Annotated in this window: 17 protein-coding genes and 1 pseudogene; 6 read left to right on the top strand and 12 right to left on the bottom strand. The window is 38.6% G+C overall.

Annotation, left to right across the window (positions count from 1 at the left end; genetic code table 11):
- Positions 1-4 precede the first annotated feature (4 nt).
- From H6G76_RS01845 to rppB, 4 genes and pseudogenes are all read left to right on the top strand, one after another.
- The gene (locus H6G76_RS01845) at positions 5-481 is read left to right on the top strand and encodes a hypothetical protein (protein ID WP_190694666.1); all 477 of its coding nucleotides are present in this window, start codon (positions 5-7) and stop codon (positions 479-481) included.
- 47 nt (positions 482-528) lie between these two features.
- A pseudogene (locus H6G76_RS01840) lies at positions 529-807 on the top strand (Uma2 family endonuclease); the annotation flags it as partial.
- Between the two features lie 4 nt (positions 808-811).
- A complete protein-coding gene (rppA, locus tag H6G76_RS01835) occupies positions 812-1,516 on the top strand; it encodes a two-component system response regulator RppA (protein ID WP_190694664.1) in 705 nt (234 codons plus the stop codon).
- Complete coding sequence (gene rppB / locus H6G76_RS01830; protein WP_190694662.1) at positions 1,503-2,906, top strand: two-component system sensor histidine kinase RppB; 1,404 nt, start codon at positions 1,503-1,505, stop codon at positions 2,904-2,906. The genes rppA and rppB overlap by 14 nt, the downstream gene beginning before the upstream one ends.
- Positions 2,907-2,929: 23 nt before the next feature.
- Here rppB and H6G76_RS01825 read toward each other — a convergent pair whose 3' ends face one another.
- A complete protein-coding gene (locus H6G76_RS01825) occupies positions 2,930-4,252 on the bottom strand; it encodes a hypothetical protein (RefSeq protein ID WP_190694660.1) in 1,323 nt (440 codons plus the stop codon).
- 540 nt (positions 4,253-4,792) lie between these two features.
- Between H6G76_RS01825 and H6G76_RS01820 the strand changes: the two genes are divergently transcribed.
- The gene (locus H6G76_RS01820; RefSeq protein ID WP_190694658.1) at positions 4,793-6,283 is read left to right on the top strand and encodes an energy transducer TonB; all 1,491 of its coding nucleotides are present in this window, start codon (positions 4,793-4,795) and stop codon (positions 6,281-6,283) included.
- A gap of 78 nt (positions 6,284-6,361) precedes the next feature.
- Here H6G76_RS01820 and H6G76_RS01815 read toward each other — a convergent pair whose 3' ends face one another.
- The 10 genes from H6G76_RS01815 to H6G76_RS01770 form a co-directional block, all read right to left on the bottom strand.
- On the bottom strand, positions 6,362-6,937 hold the full coding sequence (locus tag H6G76_RS01815; protein ID WP_190694657.1) for a hypothetical protein: 576 nt from the start codon (positions 6,935-6,937) through the stop codon (positions 6,362-6,364).
- Between the two features lie 230 nt (positions 6,938-7,167).
- A complete protein-coding gene (locus tag H6G76_RS01810; protein WP_190694655.1) occupies positions 7,168-8,706 on the bottom strand; it encodes a TrbI/VirB10 family protein in 1,539 nt (512 codons plus the stop codon).
- A 22-nt stretch (positions 8,707-8,728) separates the two neighbouring features.
- Positions 8,729-9,409 (bottom strand): hypothetical protein, encoded by a 681-nt coding sequence (locus H6G76_RS01805; RefSeq protein ID WP_190694653.1) that lies wholly within the window; start codon positions 9,407-9,409, stop codon positions 8,729-8,731.
- Between the two features lie 112 nt (positions 9,410-9,521).
- Entirely contained in the window at positions 9,522-10,334 is an 813-nt protein-coding gene (locus H6G76_RS01800; protein ID WP_190694650.1) for a hypothetical protein, read from the bottom strand.
- A 37-nt stretch (positions 10,335-10,371) separates the two neighbouring features.
- Positions 10,372-11,415, bottom strand: a complete 1,044-nt coding sequence (locus H6G76_RS01795) for a hypothetical protein (protein ID WP_190694648.1) — start codon at positions 11,413-11,415, stop codon at positions 10,372-10,374.
- 374 nt (positions 11,416-11,789) lie between these two features.
- A complete protein-coding gene (locus tag H6G76_RS01790; RefSeq protein WP_190694647.1) occupies positions 11,790-12,638 on the bottom strand; it encodes a hypothetical protein in 849 nt (282 codons plus the stop codon).
- A gap of 198 nt (positions 12,639-12,836) precedes the next feature.
- Positions 12,837-15,584: a hypothetical protein gene (locus H6G76_RS01785; protein ID WP_190694645.1), complete on the bottom strand. Its 2,748-nt coding sequence runs from the start codon at positions 15,582-15,584 to the stop codon at positions 12,837-12,839.
- On the bottom strand, positions 15,532-15,915 hold the full coding sequence (locus H6G76_RS01780; RefSeq protein ID WP_190694643.1) for a hypothetical protein: 384 nt from the start codon (positions 15,913-15,915) through the stop codon (positions 15,532-15,534). Before H6G76_RS01780 ends, H6G76_RS01785 begins: the two co-directional genes overlap by 53 nt.
- Before the next feature lie 17 nt (positions 15,916-15,932).
- Positions 15,933-16,553, bottom strand: coding sequence for a hypothetical protein (locus H6G76_RS01775; RefSeq protein ID WP_190694641.1), 621 nt, complete (start codon positions 16,551-16,553; stop codon positions 15,933-15,935).
- 412 nt (positions 16,554-16,965) lie between these two features.
- Positions 16,966-17,235 carry a hypothetical protein gene (locus tag H6G76_RS01770; RefSeq protein ID WP_190694639.1) on the bottom strand — a complete coding sequence of 90 codons (270 nt, stop codon included), beginning with the start codon at positions 17,233-17,235 and terminating at the stop codon, positions 16,966-16,968.
- A gap of 609 nt (positions 17,236-17,844) precedes the next feature.
- Here H6G76_RS01770 and H6G76_RS01765 point away from each other — a divergent pair.
- Positions 17,845-18,381 (top strand): nucleotidyltransferase family protein, encoded by a 537-nt coding sequence (locus H6G76_RS01765; protein ID WP_190694637.1) that lies wholly within the window; start codon positions 17,845-17,847, stop codon positions 18,379-18,381.
- Between the two features lie 38 nt (positions 18,382-18,419).
- On the opposite strand, the gene H6G76_RS01760 is transcribed toward H6G76_RS01765, so the two are convergent.
- A complete protein-coding gene (locus H6G76_RS01760; protein WP_190694636.1) occupies positions 18,420-19,403 on the bottom strand; it encodes a GntR family transcriptional regulator in 984 nt (327 codons plus the stop codon).
- Positions 19,404-19,710 lie beyond the last annotated feature (307 nt).

Raw genomic sequence — 19,710 nt, 5'->3', positions numbered from 1 at the left:
ATCGATGTCATACTTTAAACTAACTTATGTAACTTTAGCTAGTGCTGGATTACTGTTTTTAGGAGCTTGTAGTAACAATCAGCCAACTACAAATACAAATAATAATCCAGCAAGTTCTATTTCTGGTACTCCATCACCTGTCGCAAAAATATCTTCTAATCATGGTGCTTCTAAAGGTGGTCAAGTTGTGGAAACAGGCAACTATCATTTAGAGTTGGTTCCAGAAAAAGAAGCTAATCAAACTCATCTGGATTTATATTTACAAACAGGTGATAGCCACGCAACCGTACCTAATGCTAAAGTGACTGCTCAAGTGCAACTACCCGATGGAAAGGCAAAGATTATTCCGTTTACTTATGATGCTAAAGATAAACACTATACTGGTCTATTAAAGGAAAATAAAGCTGGTCAGTATCAGGTAAAAATCTCAGCCGATGTCGAAGGGAAAAAAATAGACGGACGTTTTAGTTTTAATCGCTAACTAATCAAATTGTTAATCGTGAAGAGTCTTGGAGATTTTTCAATGACATTAAACTGCTTGCTGAATTTGTAAGTACAAATTGACAGGATGATTATGCTAGAAAAGTGGAAGAATCTGCTTCTCTTAATATATCTGAATATTGGATTGTAAACCTTCGGGGATTGGGTGATTTGCAATTTATTGGCAATCCAAAACATCCCAATCTCACTGTCTGTTACTTAGTTAACGGTGCGTATGAACAGCAACAATATCGTATAGGAGATACTATTTCATCTTATTTGTTACCTAATTTACGGCTAAAAGTTGACGATATTCGGCCGATTTAATTATATGAGAGTACTACTAGTTGAAGATGAACCAGACTTAGGTGCTGCTATTAAGCGAACTTTAACTCAACAAAAGTATTTAGTTGATTGGGTACAAGATGGTAATGAAGCATGGCTATATTTAGAAAATAGCTGGACACAATATACAACAGCTATTTTCGATTGGATGATTCCAGGCATTTCTGGTTTAGAATTGTGTAAAAAATTACGAAATTATCATAATCCTCTGCCTGTGTTAATGCTCACGGCTAAAGACAGCATGGAAGATAAAGTAGCTGGGCTAGATGCAGGTGCAGATGATTATTTAGTCAAGCCATTTGGCATGGCAGAGTTATTAGCAAGATTGCGAGCTTTGCAAAGGCGATCGCCGCAACTCCAGCCACAAGAATTAAAATTAGGTAATCTAACTTTAGACTATAGTAAAAATATAGTTATTAGTAATAATTTGGGTAGCAATAAACAAGAAATTACTTTAACTCACAAGGAGTTTCAGCTACTAGAATATTTTATGAAACACCCAAACCAAATTGTGACAACTGAGCAAATTCGCAACCAGCTTTGGGAAGTAAATGCAGAACCAGTGAGTAATGTAGTAGCGGCTCAAATGCGCTTGCTGCGGCGTAAACTCGCTAATAGTGGCTATGACCACCTGATTGAAACTTTGCATGGGTTGGGATATCGTCTCAATTTTACTGATGAATCAAAATAAACTGTTTCAATCAACACGCCTGCGTTTGGCACTTTGGTATGCCTTTTTTATGGCTGTGATTTTAAGTGTGTGCGGTTTTGGTATTTATAAAGCAATTTCTCATGCTCATTGGGTAACATTAGACCGAGAAATAGAATCAGTTGCGGGAACTTTACACGATACTATTGAACTAAAACTTCAACAACCAGGTAAATTAGAACCAATAGTAAATGAGCTTTTACCTAATATCTGTTTAGTAGAAAAAAATTGTATTTCAGAGACATTCAATTCTCAACGTCATACTCTTAGCGCAATTCATCAAGGTCATTACTATGTACGTTTGTTTGATAATTCTGGGCGTTTGTTTGCCATAGCAGGTGCTTATCCGACAGGAATATCATCCCAATTTAAAAAAGAATTATGGCAAACTCTACAAGATAATCAAGGTAAGTTTTATCATCAGATTTCTTTTACATTGCATACCCAAGACAATCGAGACTGGGGGTATATTCAAGTAGGGCGCAGTCTGGAAGATTTTAGCAGTTATTTAGATGCAGTAAAGCTCACTTTAGTATTAGGTTCGCCAATAGTTATAGTTTTAGTTGGTCTTGCTAGTTGGTGGACAGCAGGATTAGCAATGCGACCAATATATAAATCCTACCGACAAATTCAACAATTTACCGCAGATGTAGCGCACGAGTTACGGACACCTCTAGCAGCCACCCAAGCGAATGTGGAGTCGGCACTTTTAATGTCAGAATTGGATGAAATGGAAGCGCGGGACATTCTACAAACAATACAACGGCAAAATCAACGCCTCACGCATCTGGTAGCGGATTTATTATTACTGGCGCGTTTAGACCGTCAACCTGTGACAATACAAGGTGAAATTTGTTGTTTAGATGATATTATTAATGACTTAATTGAGGAGTTTGCTGCACTAGCGATCGCCGCCAATATAACGCTAACATCTAAGCTTAATTTGCCAACTCCTTTAAATATCCTTGGTAATCAAGACCAGCTATATCGTTTATTTTCTAATTTAATAATTAATGCGATTCAATATACAACAGCAGGCGGTAAAGTTACGGTTTATTTAGACCGCAGCGATTATCATGCTATCGTTCAGGTTGAAGATACAGGGATTGGTATTCCTCAAAACGAACTACCACGAATTTTTGATCGCTTTTATCGCGTGAATAGCGATCGCTCCCGCAGCAGTGGCGGTTCTGGATTAGGATTGGCGATCGTAAATGCCATTGTTCAGACACACCTGGGCAGCATAAATGTACAAAGTGAAATGGGTAAAGGTACAACTTTTATTATCAAGTTACCTTTTAATAACCGTTCGCTGAATACGGTTGGCTCTTTTTATCCATTCAAGATGATATTTAGTTCCTCCACTAAATAATTAAATTTCCTTTTTCAAATTTGTTATTTCAAAACATTTTCCTTTATTTGTGAAAAAACATGATATGCATCAATATATGATTCTGAATCATAGTTGCTTCCATCTTCGTTAACTTTAATCAAATTATATTCAATATTTTCTGCGTAGATAGCAAAAGTAATATTAAAAATTTCAATAAAATTAATCACGGATTTGCATTCCCCTTCGGGGAATTTCTCATAATACCGAATTAAATGAGCTATTCTTATTTCTAAATGATTGCGAGAATTTGGGCAAATTAAAATAATCTTGAGTAGGATAATTACTAAGGTTAGCGGGTGTCCATGCGAAAGCAACAGCACAAATAATCTTGAAGGTTCTCGACCATTTTCTGTTGTCAAACAATCTATTAAACGATTGCAGCTTCTTAAAAATAGGTTTTTATCTAAAATCTCTTCATCATATTCTGGCTTCCATGCAGATAAATTTTCCTTTAAATACTGGTTTAAAATTTTGACTAAATCCAGGTTATCTACAGAAAAAAATAAGTATTTACGAATACTTTTTTTAAAGTCTTTGAAAGTTTGATTATGAGTTTGCTTAATAAATATATTGGCTATATTTTCATAACTAAACAGACCTTTTTTAACGATAATCAATTTGATTAAACGTAAAACATCCTCACCTAAAATACTAGGGTTTTTGTAACGTGTATTGCTTGACGCAGCAGACTGGGAACGAGCAATATAAATTGCTAGGTCAAATTTAAACTTATCTTTGATTTGTTTAGAAAGTTTACTTGCAGCCTCTTGTTGCTCTTTTGGGTTATCAGCATTCAAAGATTGTGCAACTAATAAATAAGCAGCATAGCGATTCGCCCAGTGAACTTTGCTATGACTATCGTGTCTAGTAGCAAATAGCTTTAATTCTTGATAGTCATCGCTGTTAATAAAATTTCCTAACCATTGTTTATAAATATGTAAACTTTTATAACTTGTTTTTTGGAAGAAAATTTCATAATTAGCTAATAAGTTAATTAATTCTTGAATAGTGTCATATTTTCTTTTAGATGCCCAATTATTAACTACGATGTAGCAACACCGCTTGATAGTATTATGAAATTCCTGTTCATTATTCGCCAGTAATATTCTTCGGATTACTGGCATGGTCTTGAAACTTCCTGATTCTGAAAAACCGAAAAATAACCGTTTAAACTCTTGTAATACATCTTCTACGGATCGTTGATTAACAACTTCCATTAAGAAGTCATATATTGTTTCTTGCCCGATTGGTAAATTTAACGGAGGAAAATTAGATTTAACAATATCTTGTTCTTCTAATTCCGTATATAAACTATAGGTGGTCATGGTATTTATCAAGACCAATGAAGTATAGAAAATTATGTATTATTAGCTTACCGTTGACCATCAGTAGTATCAATTCTTTTTTCAAAGATTCAGTAATTTTTTGAATGAGATTTGATAAATTTACCTAATTTTTTTGAAGTTTAAGTTTAAACCGCTAAATTATTAAGAATAATTACGGAATTTTTACATATAACTTACGTATAAGGGTTAGTGATAAATTCGGTGTAAAGACGTAACTCCTGAGTCAAGCGATCGCCTGTTGTACAAAATTTTTGGGAATGCTGAGACAAGCATCAAAACTAAATGATATTTTTTATCAAAAACATTCAGAAAAAGCTGATAGATATTTGCAAAAGTTCTTGTGTAATTAACAGAGGCTGAGGCTGACAAAAGTTGGTATTTAAGGAACGAGACTGTTTTTTCTCGCTAAAAGTGGTATTCCAGCCCCCGAAGTTAACCAATCTCTGACATTTATTGCTTGATATTTGTACCGGAGCATTATAAGATTACAGAGTTTAGTGATAATAGGTGGCAATAACTATGAGCTTTTCCAGCATTGCTGTTGAGCAGCGTTCTAAAGAAGCTCAGGCTCTGAGGTTATTTTTGGGTTGTAGTTTGGCGGGTTCTCTTGCACTACACGTTGGCTTACTAGCTGCTGGTATAGGCAACTTTTTGGCAAGAGTGCCTGTTGAAGAAGATCCAATAGAGATACAGATCGTTGATGCTCCAGAACCAGAAAAGATTGTTGTGGAAGAAAATGTACAGGAGCGATCGCCTAGTCAACCAGTTATTAATAGTGTTAATACCTTAAGCAATGAGGTTGCTTTTGTTCCTCAACCCAAACCACAGCCTCAGTTAAAGTCACCTATTATTCCTCAAAAACAGCTTAATGCTCCTGTACCAGTACAAACAAATGAAGCACCTGCCGAAAAACCTGTTGTGGCTACCAAACCTGTAACTAGTTCACAACCACAAACTAGAAATGTATCAAATACAGCTAATACTAGTCCTATTACAACGCAGACATCGACAAACACTGCCAGTAGTTCAGGCTCTCCAGGCGGTGGTGGTGGCAGTTCAGGTTTTAGTGGTGGCACGGGAGTTTTAACTGGCAGTGGTATTGGTATAGGTATCGGTAGTGGCACTGGCACTGGTACTGGCACTGGTACTGGCACTGGTACTGGCACTGGTAGTGGTACTGGCACTGGTATCGGTAATGGCAATGGCAGTGGCATTGGTAGCGGTACTGGCACGGGTATTGGTAATGGCAATTCAGTAGCAGTCGCGCCAACACCACGTAAAATTCAAGCACCAGCCAACCGAGGTAATGGTCGTGCAGCCTGCCGTCAATGTGATAGTAAGTATCCAGAGCAAGCAAGACGGCGGGGCATTGAAGGCAAGGTTGAGGTTGCTGTTGACACCGATACCAACGGCAATGTTACTAATGTCAGATTGACCCGTTCTAGTGGGAATCGAGAGCTAGATGAGGCGCATCTCAGACAAGCCCGTGAGTGGAAGCTAAAGCCGAGTGAGAGCGGTAGGCAAGGCGTAGCAATTTCTACTAATTATGCTATCCGAGGGTCACGAAAATATAAAGAAGCCCAAGAACGCCAACGACAAAGACAAGCTAGAGAAGCAGAAAGGCAAAGACAAGCAACGTCCACTGCGAATCAAAGTTCAACTGATGAATCTCCCAGACGTAGGCGGCGTTTAACTTCAGGGACTATTGTTGATGTGACCCCAGAAGTTAGGCAGAGACGAGAATCAGTATCTACATCAGAAAACACTGCACCTCGTCAGCAATTGCGTCAGCCTATTAACAGCAATGTACCAAAACCACGTCAAAGCGAAGCAGCTACATCAAGTGGCGAAAACAACGCACCCAAAACGCAGCGTCGCCGTCGCCGTCGTCCAGATTCAGCAACAACTTCTGATAGTGCTAATAGGTTACGGAATGCACTGCGTCGTTCTCGGCCACAAACTGAGTCTGCACCTGCGGCTCCTGCGCCAGAAGGAAGTAATAATCAATAAATAGAAAGGGCGTGGGGAGTAGGGAGTGCTGAGAAAAAATACTAGCCTCTAGCCCCTAATCTCTAGCCCCTCTTTCATTCAAGAAGCCCCTCTGACACAAGGTGCTTCAGTATTTCCAGACGGAGGATCTGCATAAACCGCTAAAGTATGATAACCAGGGTCAGAGTTTGTATAAATAACTTCAAACGTATACAGTTTACTTTTTCCTTGTGCTTCGGTAATCACTGTTAAAAGTGTTTTATCAGTATTGGGCAGTCCGGGAATTTTCAGTTTAGGAATGCGCCGAAGTTGAATGACATTTGCGGCTGAGTTTTTACAATCTCCACTATTAACATTACGATCTTGCCCAAACTGCATACATACAGGCCCATCAAAATCTATAGTTACTTGGGATGGGTCATTTAACCAAACTTTTTTAATTGTTTCGCCTGCTGGCAGAAAACTTAAGTTTGTACCTTGCTTATAAGAAACTTTGACAGTAGGTACTATTCCACTTAAACCCTGAGCCTGACAAGAAAATATGGAACGCAAAACAGCATTCTGAGCTAAAGCACGCCCTGCTAGTAATAAAATTCCTACTGATATAATCGAGGATGCCAGTGATGAGAAATAAGAAGAACTGAAAATTTTTTCTGAAAGTTTGACTTGTTTCATGGCTGTAAACGCCAAAATGGATGAGTAGAGAATTCAAAATTTAAAAGAATTTATAAGCCAGAGTTAAAAAGCTAGAACAGATGCAAAATTATGAGTTTATATCTGCAACAATCGGAGCAATTTTGACTTCTGACTGCTAATACCAAGTTGCAATCAAAGATAGTAAATTGGGCTGATAGTAGGAATACTATTTCTGAACGCAACTTAGTATAAGTTATAAATTCTGATGACTAAAACTGCAATAATTGATTTACATATATTTCCACTTCTTTACCAGCAGGAATCAACCAGACGTTAGTTTGTTGGCTTAATTGAGCGATCGCCTGTTGGTTACGTTGTGAAATCTGCGGAATTACAGAGTTAAAACCACCCTCAAAAAGACCAGCTACAATGTTACGTTTGGGATTACTATTATCTACATAAGAAGTATTATTTGTAAACACAACTCTAGAATCGGTTCTGTTATATAACTCTGCGGCTTTGCCAATACCACCCAAGATAAATACTCCTAAGTCCATGCTGGCAATAGATCCACTGGAATTAGGAAATTTATTTGCAATTAATGGTTTACCTCTGACACCGCGAATAGTAATTGCATTATTGGGTAAGGCTTTTTGTATAACATTGCCCTTATCTACAGTGACAATTTTATTTACATTTAGCTGCACCAGACCTTGTTCTGAAAGTGACTTAATTTCAGCTAATAATTCGGTTTTTGCCGGGATGACAACTTCGCCATTTGCTGACTTTAAGGGTTCTTTTAATTGGATGACAAATGTATTTTTGTCTTCATCATCTTTGTCGTTATTTCTTGACCTAGTGGTTTCTCCAAAAATTGCTGTGGCTACTACCGCTTTGACACTAGTTCCAACGGGTACAGATCTCGTCCCTTGTGCTTCAGAGTTTGGCTGAGGTTGTGATAGTTCTGGTGCCACAACATTGTCATTGGCATTGTTGGGTGTTGGGGCAGCTTGGGCGACATTCACAGCAGATGTGCCAGTGAGGGATATCATACCGTAGCTGCCTAATTTAGCTAACCTTGCCCACTCTTGCAAGGGGTCTGGTGGAGGTGGTGGGGTAGTAACTGCTGGTTGTGATGGTGGGGAAACCTGGGTCACAGGAGGTAGCACAACGGTTGGCGTAACGGGTCGAGTAGCGATGCGATCGCCTAGTGCTGTTGGTCGAGGCAGATAAACTGTTGGTGCGGGTGTTGGTACTGCTTGTGTTCTGGTAGCAACATTGTTACGAGAGTTTGTTCTGCCATCTAACCTTGACAGTGTGTCTCCATTCCTCAAATTTTGTTGAGCGGCTGTGAGATCCTGTGCTTGTTCGGCAAGAGCTAATTTTGTTTTTAAAGTCTCGATTTCTTGTTCTAAATTTCGCTGGCGGGGAGCCGTGGTTGGTGGGGTAGTAATGGTAGCAATCTTATTCGCCTTTTGACCGCTTCCACCCATAAGTTGTGATAAAAACACTCCAGTTAGCATAACTACAACAAAGGTAGCCGATGCTACTAGGGTTAATTTGGCAAAGGGATTAGTTGATAGCGGTTGTTTAGCTTTAAGTTCTTGTGGGTCAGCAGTTAAACTTTCTGGAATGTCTAGTTCTTCTGTGGCTTCGACATTCACAGTTTTTGATTCGTCTTCAAAACCTACTAGTCTTGCTATTTTAGATTCCCAGTCGGAGTATTCTGCTGGTTTTGGCGGCTCCGTGCTGGGGTGGTTTGCCAGACTTTGAGGCGGAATTTCTGATGAAATGGAATATGAAGTCATAGTATATAGATTGCTGATAATTTCAGGAACAATTTTTGTCTTTTATGTCACATATATTGTAAATTTCTAGTCGAGCTTCGCCAAGGCGATAAGCTGCTAAATGCCACAGCGTTGGTTTTTGTGGTAATGTTGTGGCTGATTCGTCTACGGATCGAACTAAAATTTGCTTATTAAATGAACTTGAATCTCCTAATTTGTCATAATTAGTAAAACTTAATTGATGAGCAAACAACTCTACTTTCCATGCTCCCTCTGCTATTTGGGTTGGCTGGGAAATGCTATCAATCACTAATACATATTCAGAGCCGGTATTAATAGTTTCAAATTGGGAAGCTGATTTTAAATTAGTCAGTTCTAGCAATAATTTTTGCTTAATATTATTAGATAACATTTGGGAGCTAGTATCCCAGACTGTTTTTGGTGGTTGTTTTTCTGACCAAGTTAGCATTAAGCTCATGGTTTCGCCTACAAAGCGGCGAATTGTCTCAGGATGACGCTCAAAACTTGGTTTAGGATCTACGGTAATGGCTTGACCGTCTATCAGCTGTACTAAACTTCGCGGTGTTAATTGTTGTTTAAGAGCTTGTAACATAGACCCATGAAAAAAGAGCAGCAGTAAGGCGAACACATTTAAGCCAAATGTGGCGACTGCAAATAAAGGAAGAATGTTACTTTTTTTATTTTCTGTCTTGAGGATTTGCATGGTTCAAAGGCAGAGTGGCAGGGGAGCGGGGGAGAGGGTTTGAAGTTTTTACCCAAAATGTCAATTGTGCAACTTGTAGGTGCAATAGCTTATTTGATTATTTGTGAAAAGTTTATCTTAGAAAACTACTTCTTGGTCTTCTATTGAGACATTGACCGGTTTTATCTTGTTGATTACCGTACTCATCCAACAAACACAAATTACGAATTTCGTAAATTTCTAGTTTGTCTGTGCGTGTATTATAGATTGCTTTTTGGAGGTCGGTGCTATTTTCGCTTAGGGGATAAGGATAATAATCAATTGCACGGACTAATAAATCTTTATTAAATGATGTAACTCTTCTGCGGTTATCTGAGCGTTTGGTTTGAATTAAGTCAGCTACCATACCAACGCGCCATTTTCCGGGGGCAATTTTTTCGGGGGGATATAGGCGTTTAATAATTAATTGTGCTGTAATGCTTTGGCTGGGGTTGTTATTAAAAACTTCTGGCGGTGTGAGGTCGGCGATCGCACTTAAAAAACCTTGACGAAAATCTTCTGAAATTGCAAAACTAGCTATCCAAGTGCTAGTAGTGACATTTCTATTTCTGACCTGAATTCCTTTATCTGGTTTTGGTTTGGCGACTTCTTCAATAGATTGAGGTGGTAGCTTTCCCGACCAGTTAAACATGGCGACCATTGTTTTAGATACGAATCGCAGGATGGTTTCGGGATCTCTTTCTAAATCATCAATTGCACCTACTGTTTGACCATCTACCATTTGCACAAAGTTAGGTGGTTTTCTCAGGCTCAGTTGGCGAATATTTAAGCCTTGAATGATGAATAGAAGTAGTACTAAAATTTGCAAACTAAAAGTGGCGATCGCAAAAGTTGTCAGCACACTTCCTATTCGCTTTTCGTGTTTCTTTTTAAGGATATTGACCATATTATCACCCCCTATTCAACCTTAAAAAATACCCAGTTTAAACTCTATTTTTTACCAAAGTTTCTGTATTACTAATTGCGCTAAAAACTGCAAACCCTCCTGCTGCTGCCAATAATAAAGATAACAAAGGTGCTAAAACTCCCAAAAAAATTATAAACCACATTAAATCAGGATTATTAGAGTTGATATCTATAGTTCGGCTATTAACAACATCAACAATTACTGTGGCTGTCAATGCAGCAATAATATTAAAAGAAATCTTGGCAATCCCAGCAGATAAAAAGCCTGTAAGCCATGCAAAAATCGGCTTGCCTGCCACTGGCAATAATGAAGCACCTACTGCCACTGGCCCTAAAACTGCTATTAATAACATCGTAGCTTCCAGCAAATTTTGAAAAGCAAATTGCAACGAAATTAAAAAGTTTTTAATAGTTGTTTGGGCTGTGTTTCCTAATAGGGCATTAAATTCTGCATCACTGATACTACCAAATTGAATTTGATTAACTTGATTTTCTAATCTATCTATCCATCTATTATTTTTACCGTATACATTTCTATATTCCTGCCAAAGGTCAGTCAATTGATCATTTGCTCTATCAAAACATCTAATTTGTTGTTCACCAGTTAGTGCTTGGCAAGGACGCAATAAAGAACCAGCTATTTCTTCCGCAACACTCATATTTATGGCTTGCTGATAATTCCTATTAATATCGGCTGTGGTTACTACTTGCTGATTCACAAAATTGATATAATCTTTTAACCCTAAAGTTAATGCCGAAAGAATACTACCACTACCAGTGTTACTTAATAAAACAACGACAACAAAAGGCCAAATCAAACCAGATATCGGACGAGAATATTCACTGTAGATAACATCTTTCAGCCATTGCACCATAAAAAATAAAAGAGTACCAACAGCGAAAAACACTCCCAAATTTGTGAGCGCACCATATAAGTTATTCTGGGTGTCTGTTTGTAATAAACTAACCCATTGAGCGTCCCAACCTTCAGTAATACTTCTGGCGTTGACAGCACCATCTCTAAGGGTGTCGGTAAATGCTTGTAAAAGATAAAGCTGCATTTTGATTCACGTTGTTTGTCTAGGATTCATATTTAATTGTTGAAAAAACTTAGTAAATTTTTCTTCTTTGTTTACTGTTATCTATTGCTTGCTTCTACGAGTGCCTTGTTTTAGAGGTTGTTTGAAAAGTGTTAGCTGTGATATTAATCACATTATTACCCCCCTTAATCCCCCCTTATAAAGGGGGGAAATTGTCCCCTCCCCTTTCCAAGGGGAGGGTTAGGGTGGGGTAATTCCAGAACTGGTAGTGATTCGATAACTTGTGTGTACACGGGAACTTCTTGAGGGGGGCTAGGGGGACTCGATAAGTGCCTATCACAGTAAACCACTTTTCTAACAACCTCTTAGAAATAAAATCTCTATATATTAATTGATTATTTTTCTTCTTTTCTGCCAAATAAATCGATTTGGGAAGTGGTGCGTAAAAGTCTGGCGGCTTCTGCGGATGAATCAACTCTGCGCGCGCGATTTGTTTCTTCAACTTGTTGGGAAATATTAGTTAAATTTAAATTTGAGTATTGCAAAGCTTGGTTTGTTTGCACTGTTTGACCAAGAGTTTCGGCGTTAATTTTTGATTGTTCGGCAAGGATTTTAACAATTTGTAGTTGTACATTCGCTTGGCATAAAGGCGAAATCTGTGCCGCAGCCGCCCCTGCGCCTGCGCCCCCTCCTGCGCCCCCTCCTGAGCTCACTGCACGACACAAATCATTTGTAAGGCCTTTAACTAAATTACTTAAATCACCCTGATCAGCATCAGCTGCATATTGTGTAATATTTTCTAGACTCTCTTGTGCTTCGTTCAACTTGAATGCTAAACGCCGTTGTCCCTTTAGACCAAGCACTCCGGTTACAGCACTACGAGTAACTATCCGATTAATTTCATTACTAACTCTTGCACCATTAACTACAGGGTTGTTTTCAAATTTATTTGATATGAAATTATCAAAAATACGATCGCGAGCTTCTTGTCCCGCAGCCACTGGATCGGGTATGTTAAATAGTACTGGTTCACTGTTATTTTTCAGGGCAAATGGCGTTATATAATCTTGCTGGCCAAAATTGCTTTGAACATTATACTGGAGATAATTTTGGAAATCTTTAGAGTATTGTTCAAAATCAGATAAAACATCCCCCAGTCCCCCTTGTTCACCCAATCTTATAGCTACTGCGGGTAAGACTAATAAGCTAGAGAATGCCAGTGTAAGTAAGGTTGTTTTCCGCATAAGTTTTTGCCTAAAATTGTGTAAGTCAAAGCATGATATTTTTTAATATAAACCTAGCGATTTTTCTTGTGGTTTGGGTTTTTCATCTGTCCTAGATTAAGACAAGATATTCATCTTATAAGGGCGGCAAGATGCCTACAACACAACATATTTTAGAAATTTTATATTTATAATAATTTTCATTACTTTTTACCCTATTTAACTCCCCCGCAGCGAAGCTAATAACTGACGCGCAAATATAGATACCGCTTCATATTTATCTCTATGTTCTTGCATAGCTTTTTTACGTGCAGTTTGTTCGTGGGGGTTGTTAGCAACTACTGCTAATTGTTCGTACCCTGGATAGTAACGGCAGAATGTATAAATGCCGTTATCATCTAATAACCATTGGCTATAAACTCCTTCTTTGCGAGGGAAAAAGCTTTCGGAAGCATTGCGCGAAATGATGTCGCGGGGATATTTCAAAATACTGACGAAGCTATCAACTGCAACTGGTTGAATACGACCGATTAATCGGGTTGACAAGTTTTGCAAAATTTTGGATGATGCCTTTGATTTAGCAATCGTATCGGGGTCTTGGGCTGAGAGGATGACTCGAATCCCGGCTTTTGCACCGTTGGCGCAAATTCTGCCTACTAAATCTGAAATTTGGTCAAATTCAAATAAAATTGGGGCTTCATCAATAAAGAAGATAGAAGCTGGACTACTTAACGCACGTCGCAGGGCGGCGGAATATGCACTTAAAGATAAGACGGCTGCATCTTCGTTATCAGCGAGGTTCCGCAAAGCAAAGACCAAAAGTTGAGCATCGGTAGGAAAGCTAGAGGGTGCAGAAATCGATTGTCCAACACGACTGGAAAGCCAAAACCTTAAGCGGAGTTGAATTTGACTAAGTGCATCGTCAACTCTGCCACTGACAGAATCAAGGCGTAAATGTTCTGGCGAACAGAAGTAGAGAAAGTCTTTTAAGGTGGGGGTTTTTTCCCATTCTGGGCTACCAAAACCACCGTTTATAGCTAGGCGATAGCGTTCTTGAATGCCTTCATCGGCAAAGAAGGCTCCTAAAGCCAAGTTGAGCAGAGAACGGACGGTTTGCGCGAGTAGCTGATTTTCGGTAGATGAGCCTAAAACCATTGTCATTAAGGCTGATTCCAGAAAGCCGATATAATCAATCAAGCGATCTTTTTGATCTTCTGCTGAGAGCGACCTTAAATCTGGTTGTTCAAATAAGTTATTCGACTGTTTGGAAATATCAAAGTATGCGCCATTCCCCTCCATAAACTCGGTGTAGTCGGTAAACGTAGATGTCCCGTCTGGTTTAGGGAAGTCTAAGGCGACAACTGGAATATTATGCGCCAATGCTTGAGTTAAGATTCCCGACACTAAAACAGATTTACCTGCACGGGTAGTGGCAAACAGTGCCAAGTTTTTGTGCTGGTTAAACATATCTAAATGTATGGGTGTGCCACCTTCTTCTCCTACTAACTCAAAGCCATATTTATCTCCGGCTTTGGTCATCACTAAAGGCATTAATCCCGGCACTTCACTGGTTAAATACAACTGTCTGCGGTTAAATGGTTTGACTAATAAGCCTTCCCAAACTATGGGTAAAGTTTGCAGCCAAACTTTCCAGGCGTACTCTGTTTCTCTAATTACCTGTGCAGGCCGTTGAAAACAGTTTTCGATGTATCTAGTCGCTTCGTCTAATTTTTCTGGTGAGCGACGATGCACAAAAATTGCAATTCCTGTATAAATCGGTACGGCTCCTTCATACAACTGTTCTTGGGCTGCAACCGATTTTTTTAACTTTAATTGCGCGTTAACATCAATTGTTTTACTTTTTTCTTGCGCCATCAGTGCTGACATATTCGACTGTTTCAGCACCCGTTGCAATGTGGTTTTGACTATAGCCGGGTTCGCTGCGGTTAACTGACAAAAAATTTCTGTATCAACTACCGTTTCCCTAGCCAGCAGTTCCCATAAATACCTCAGTTGGGCAAATTTATTCGGCCAACCACCCGGTTTTTCGAGAAATGACATCGCCCCGATGTAATGATTGTTAATATGTACCCAACGGCGATCAGCAGTAGGTACACTCGATTCCATTAGCAAAGTTGTGCTGTGGATATTTTCAACCAGCAATTTGCTACTACTTAAATCAGGATTAACTTGCTCGTGTAGTCCATTTTCATCTAATGTAATTAATTGGGGAATTTCTATAGGTGTTGTTTCATTAAATCTTAACCATACTTCTTCCCAAAGTTCTTCTGAATTTAACGGTTTAATATCTAAACCCATTTTGTTAGATAATAACTGTTCCCAACGACAAAAGCCTTGCTGATAAGCGTTAGCAATAACAGTTTCTATCCGTTGATTTTCAATATCTTCTAGTTCGCCTTTAAATTTTAACCACCAAGATTCGGCTCGTCCTAATAGTTTTTCGATCCAATCATCGGCATTAGTAGAATTTGGTTCTATTGTATAAGTTACATAAATACGCAAAAATTTCGGCTTGCGAATCCCAGCAGCAGTTAGTTCTCTGATTCTGGCTCGTTCTGCCATGACTAGATACTTAATATCCCTCGATGGCGATCGCTTGATTAAGTCTCCTAGTTCTTGTTGACGCTGTTTGTCAGAACTAAAAGACCCCATGTGTAAGGTCATTCTTTCGCCTTCGGGGATATCTTTTAAACCAGACTCAAGGTTATTAAAAATAGTATTAATTTGTTCGCTTCTTAAAGTGGTATGGATACCTTTACACTCAAACCCAAAGACAAAACAAAATCTATCTTTTTGAGTTCCTTTGGTTAAAAGGTATGCGCCAATATCACGCCCATCTAATGCAATGCGTAGCATGGTCGCTAAGTGTAAAGCATCTTCAAATGGCGTTAATCTACTTTCTTGTCCTGGGGTGCCGACGCTCTTTTTTCCGATTTTTTGCTTCATGATTAATTTCCAGCAAGCTTTGATAACGAGCAAAGCCTCTAGTCCAAGTTGGAACTCCGATAAATTTACTTAAAAAACGCCAACTCCTACCACCAGACAATATCCACCAAGTTGCGATTCCCCAACCGGCGATTAAGATAGTCCACAACCATTTTTGAAAATCATCAGTGAATAAACCACCAAAAATCCCATTAATCAGGAAGTACGAAGTTAGGGCAATTACTAACCAAGGAAAAATTTGATCAGCAGGAACTGGCCCTAATGACGGTTGCGCTCCTAAAATTTGATTGACTGGACGAAAATCTTGCTCTCGTTCTCGTTCTTCAGACATACAATCAATTTAATCAATTACTGCCCACCACTACCAATCACGAAGCCTGTCAGTACATCAGCAATAGTAACAGCTAGAACAACTAATAGAGGTGTTCTGGCTATACTTTGCCAATCTTCATCTTTACGCACTGCGTTAATTACACCAATCAAAGAAACTGCAATATAAAGCAAGTAAATTCCCCGCAAGACATTAAAGATTAAACTAACTGCTGTTTGTGCGCCAGCAGCATTACTAGCTCCTGCTGGTGCGAGGTTATTTTTGAAAAAATCTTCGGCTCTTTTAAAAAATTGTGCTTGTGCAGGAGTTGCAAGGTAATCTAACCAAAATAAACTCAGAATAATGATTGGTGTCAAGATTTGTAACGCTACTCGCCAGCGTTGAGGTAAATTTACTTGTTGCCCTATTTGCTGTATAACTATAGCGATTAAACTGCCGAATATTAAACAAAAAAGCAGCACAGGACTTTTTAAACTGATGACGCTCAAAAATACAGCGCAAGCCAGCAAAAAGGGAACTGATTCTATGAATTTGCTTCGCGCTACTTCATATATACCTCTCAATTTAGAAGAGGTTTTATTGGTATTATTATCTAGTTTTTTGTGAAGGTTGCTTGCTCGATAACCCTGTCTAAACATCTGTCAATTCCTTAGTTATTTGTCAAAAAGATTAGTTGTTGCACCTTAGAAAGCCTGGATTTTTCATCCAAACAATAGTTCATTTAATAAAAATTATGCGTCAAGATTATAATATTGATTCATCTTATTAGTAATTATTAAGAATAAGTTAATAAATTCTTAACCTTGGGTAAAATCAGGGTGTTTAACAATCGCTAATCAAGTTTTTGTCCATAATACTGTTCTGTTTGTCATTGATTTATTTCATAATTATTTGTCTGAGCTATAACTTTTAACTGTGTCATTAGTTATGAACAACAAAATTTTTAGCATTTAATGTGTCCTTGTTGTTTAGATAACTGCAAAATAGGTTAAAAATTTTCTGATTGACATTCCTCCTTGTCTCACTCCTATTTTGTACTGCACTAGAAAACTAGTGTAATTGTGCAACTCTTGTCAATAAGGTTATTAAATGTTGTTTACTGAACTGATGGCTAATTTTTACACAGCGATCGCCTGAATTTGTCTGTCCATCCTCAGAGAAATACTGCATGGTTTCTCTATGATGCTGCTCTATTTTGAGACACAATTGCGGAGTTTTGTCGTCAGTGAGCGATCGCAATTGATACTGGTTTGAATTATCAGTAAATGAGCTTTGCCCTACGTGATTACCCGCAATTTGATTGAGGTTGATGTGGAGCATTTGCACGTTTTTGTTAAAGGAATTGAATTTGTCAGTAATTTTGTCAAGTCTAGCACAATTGCAACTGTATTTTTTATACGAGAAGAATAAACAGTTTGCCATTGATCGAGCTAATCAGCCAATTAGCCTCATTTGTCAACTCAAGCCTACACTCATGCATAGCACAGTTGTAATCGGAGAATATACGGTGACTGTAGAACTGAGTTTTTGATTTATCTGGGTTAATTACCTAACTTATGCAAACTTATCCGTAAATAAACTGATACCAAGACAGGGAATATAAAAGCTAGATAAAAAAGTGGTGGTAGACTATATAAATCCCGTTAGATTACTGAACATATTGGTGTAAGGAGGCAATAGGTAATAGGCAACAGGAAATAGCAAAGAACGTAGGTAAAAATTTACTGATTTTTGCAAATATCAAATCTTATTCCTACAAGTAATAAAAGCTAGAAAAAATAAATTTATTGGCAAGTATCAAATTTAGAGAATAATTTATCTAGGAATGCGCTTTGATTACTGAACATATTCGTGTAAAGAGAAAACAGTTCAGTAATTCAACTGGCTGCCTATATTTTTACCTTTTAGCACTAGTTTCAGAAATTGGAAATGAATAGCAATACTCGTTTACAAACAGTTTTAGCTGATACATCTGTTGCTATTGTATTACCAGCGATCGCTCAACTCAACCTGCCCAACTGGTGGTTAGCAGGGGGCGCAGTACGTAACAGCGTTTGGCGTTCTATCTTTGGCGATACCTGCGCCTTAGTTATCAAAGACTTTGATATTGCCTTTTTTGACGAAGCCGGCGATCGTTCTCAAGAACTAGCAGCCAAAGCTAAACTCACAGAAAAATTTCCAAATTACCAGTTTGATGTCAAAAATCAAGCGAGTTTTGCCCGTTGGCGACCAGGCCGCCGTCCCTACACCAGTACAGAAGATGGTGTGCAAGATTGGTTGCACACAGCCACAGCCGTCGGTGTACGCGTAAATGTTCATGGAGAGTGGGAATTCTTCACTCCTTACGGATTAGATGATTTATTTAATGGCATTATTCGACCAACACCAGCACATATAAATAACCCTGATGCTTCTAACAAAGCATCAACATTTCTCGCAAAGTGTCCCCATCTTTGGATGGCATAGCAGTAATCAGTTAACAGTTAACAGTTAACAGTTAACAGTTAACTTAATCCCAATTCTCGTTTGAGCAAATTAATAGAATTCGCTCCAATATAATTTTCTACCTTAATTAGTTTTGGTAGGCGGATGATATCTTCAACAGCAGCTTGTACTGCTGTTTGTACTGCTTTAAAACTTGCCATATCACTGATGATGACTTCAGCCCGCTTTACAATTGCCTGAAGTTTATAAGTATCTTTTGGTTGGGCAGTCATTACTAATAGATCCTCTCCTCTTAAACCGTGGAGGATGACTTCGGCAGCACGGGCGATTCCTGTACTGAGGCTGACTATGCCTATACAATTGTCTTTTGGCAGGTTTTTTACCAGATTTAATTCTTTACTGTAATCATAAATATCCAAGGGAATTACTCTCACAGCTTTTGGGGCAGCAATTTGTTCTACTTCACTAATGAAATAGCGACTGGTAACTACTGTTGCTGAGTTAGTCTTTTCTAATACAGATGCTAATTCTTCCATTGGGATCAACTGAATGGGGATTTTTAGTGTTTGTTCTAATTCATACACCATCAATTCCCCAGCCCCAATATCTTGAGAAGGAACGGCTACCAGCACTTGAGAACTACAACGCAAACGCCAATCCATTTCGGCTAAAAATAACTCACGCGCTTGATTAAGAGAGCAGCCTTGGGCTAAAAGTTGGTCAAGTGCTTGCTGCACAACTTTATAGGCTGCTGGGTGTTCTTGCATAATTGGTGATTGCAATCTGCTACCACCCTCATGACCTTGAGCGCGGACATAAATTCCCGAACCTGCCAGACTTTCTACTAAACCTTCATCTTCTAGCTGTCGGTATACTTTGCTAATGGTATTACGATGTAATCCAGTTTGCATGGCTAACGCCCTTGTGCTAGGCAATTTGTAAGCGGGTGGATATTGCCGAGATGCGATCGCAAACCGAATTTGATTAAATAACTGCGTAGATGCGGGAATCTCACTATCTGGCTGAATACGAAATTGAATCATTACCAAAGCTCCTAAATCAAGTAGCAACAAGCACTAGTACCGCAAGGCGGAAGTCAAAAGTACTATGGAATAAGCTGTTTAGAACTTTTTAATGGTCTGCTTATTTACGCCGTGGTTTACTAGCTCAATTAACTACTTGTTAAATTTTTGACATATTGAAATATTTTTTAACTAAGAAATTTTTAGTTGATTCACTTTTGGTAAGCTATTGGGCTTACAAGTTGCTCTATTGAAATTGTGAATAAGAGACTCAAACCCTCTCCCCTGCTCCCCTACCCCCCTACGGTCTAAACTGTTCTCTTAGGTG

Source organism: Nostoc sp. FACHB-152 (genome assembly GCF_014697475.1).
Classification (GTDB): Bacteria; Cyanobacteriota; Cyanobacteriia; order Cyanobacteriales; family Nostocaceae; genus Nostoc_B.
This window is presented reverse-complemented; position numbering and strand designations above follow the sequence as displayed.

Excerpts from the sequence above, each read along its gene's own strand:
- H6G76_RS01820 (WP_190694658.1), top strand. The coding sequence starts at position 4,793 with ATGAGCTTTTCCAGCATTGCTGTTGAGCAGCGTTCTAAAGAAGCTCAG.
- H6G76_RS01825 (WP_190694660.1), bottom strand. The coding sequence starts at position 4,252 with ATGACCACCTATAGTTTATATACGGAATTAGAAGAACAAGATATTGTT.
- H6G76_RS01810 (WP_190694655.1), bottom strand. The coding sequence starts at position 8,706 with ATGACTTCATATTCCATTTCATCAGAAATTCCGCCTCAAAGTCTGGCA.
- H6G76_RS01775 (WP_190694641.1), bottom strand. The coding sequence starts at position 16,553 with ATGTTTAGACAGGGTTATCGAGCAAGCAACCTTCACAAAAAACTAGAT.
- H6G76_RS01845 (WP_190694666.1), top strand. The coding sequence starts at position 5 with ATGTCATACTTTAAACTAACTTATGTAACTTTAGCTAGTGCTGGATTA.
- H6G76_RS01785 (WP_190694645.1), bottom strand. The coding sequence starts at position 15,584 with ATGAAGCAAAAAATCGGAAAAAAGAGCGTCGGCACCCCAGGACAAGAA.
- H6G76_RS01770 (WP_190694639.1), bottom strand. The coding sequence starts at position 17,235 with ATGCTCCACATCAACCTCAATCAAATTGCGGGTAATCACGTAGGGCAA.
- rppA (WP_190694664.1), top strand. The coding sequence starts at position 812 with ATGAGAGTACTACTAGTTGAAGATGAACCAGACTTAGGTGCTGCTATT.
- H6G76_RS01800 (WP_190694650.1), bottom strand. The coding sequence starts at position 10,334 with ATGGTCAATATCCTTAAAAAGAAACACGAAAAGCGAATAGGAAGTGTG.
- H6G76_RS01815 (WP_190694657.1), bottom strand. The coding sequence starts at position 6,937 with ATGAAACAAGTCAAACTTTCAGAAAAAATTTTCAGTTCTTCTTATTTC.
- H6G76_RS01760 (WP_190694636.1), bottom strand. The coding sequence starts at position 19,403 with ATGATTCAATTTCGTATTCAGCCAGATAGTGAGATTCCCGCATCTACG.
- H6G76_RS01790 (WP_190694647.1), bottom strand. The coding sequence starts at position 12,638 with ATGCGGAAAACAACCTTACTTACACTGGCATTCTCTAGCTTATTAGTC.
- H6G76_RS01780 (WP_190694643.1), bottom strand. The coding sequence starts at position 15,915 with ATGTCTGAAGAACGAGAACGAGAGCAAGATTTTCGTCCAGTCAATCAA.
- H6G76_RS01795 (WP_190694648.1), bottom strand. The coding sequence starts at position 11,415 with ATGCAGCTTTATCTTTTACAAGCATTTACCGACACCCTTAGAGATGGT.
- H6G76_RS01805 (WP_190694653.1), bottom strand. The coding sequence starts at position 9,409 with ATGCAAATCCTCAAGACAGAAAATAAAAAAAGTAACATTCTTCCTTTA.
- H6G76_RS01765 (WP_190694637.1), top strand. The coding sequence starts at position 17,845 with ATGAATAGCAATACTCGTTTACAAACAGTTTTAGCTGATACATCTGTT.
- rppB (WP_190694662.1), top strand. The coding sequence starts at position 1,503 with ATGAATCAAAATAAACTGTTTCAATCAACACGCCTGCGTTTGGCACTT.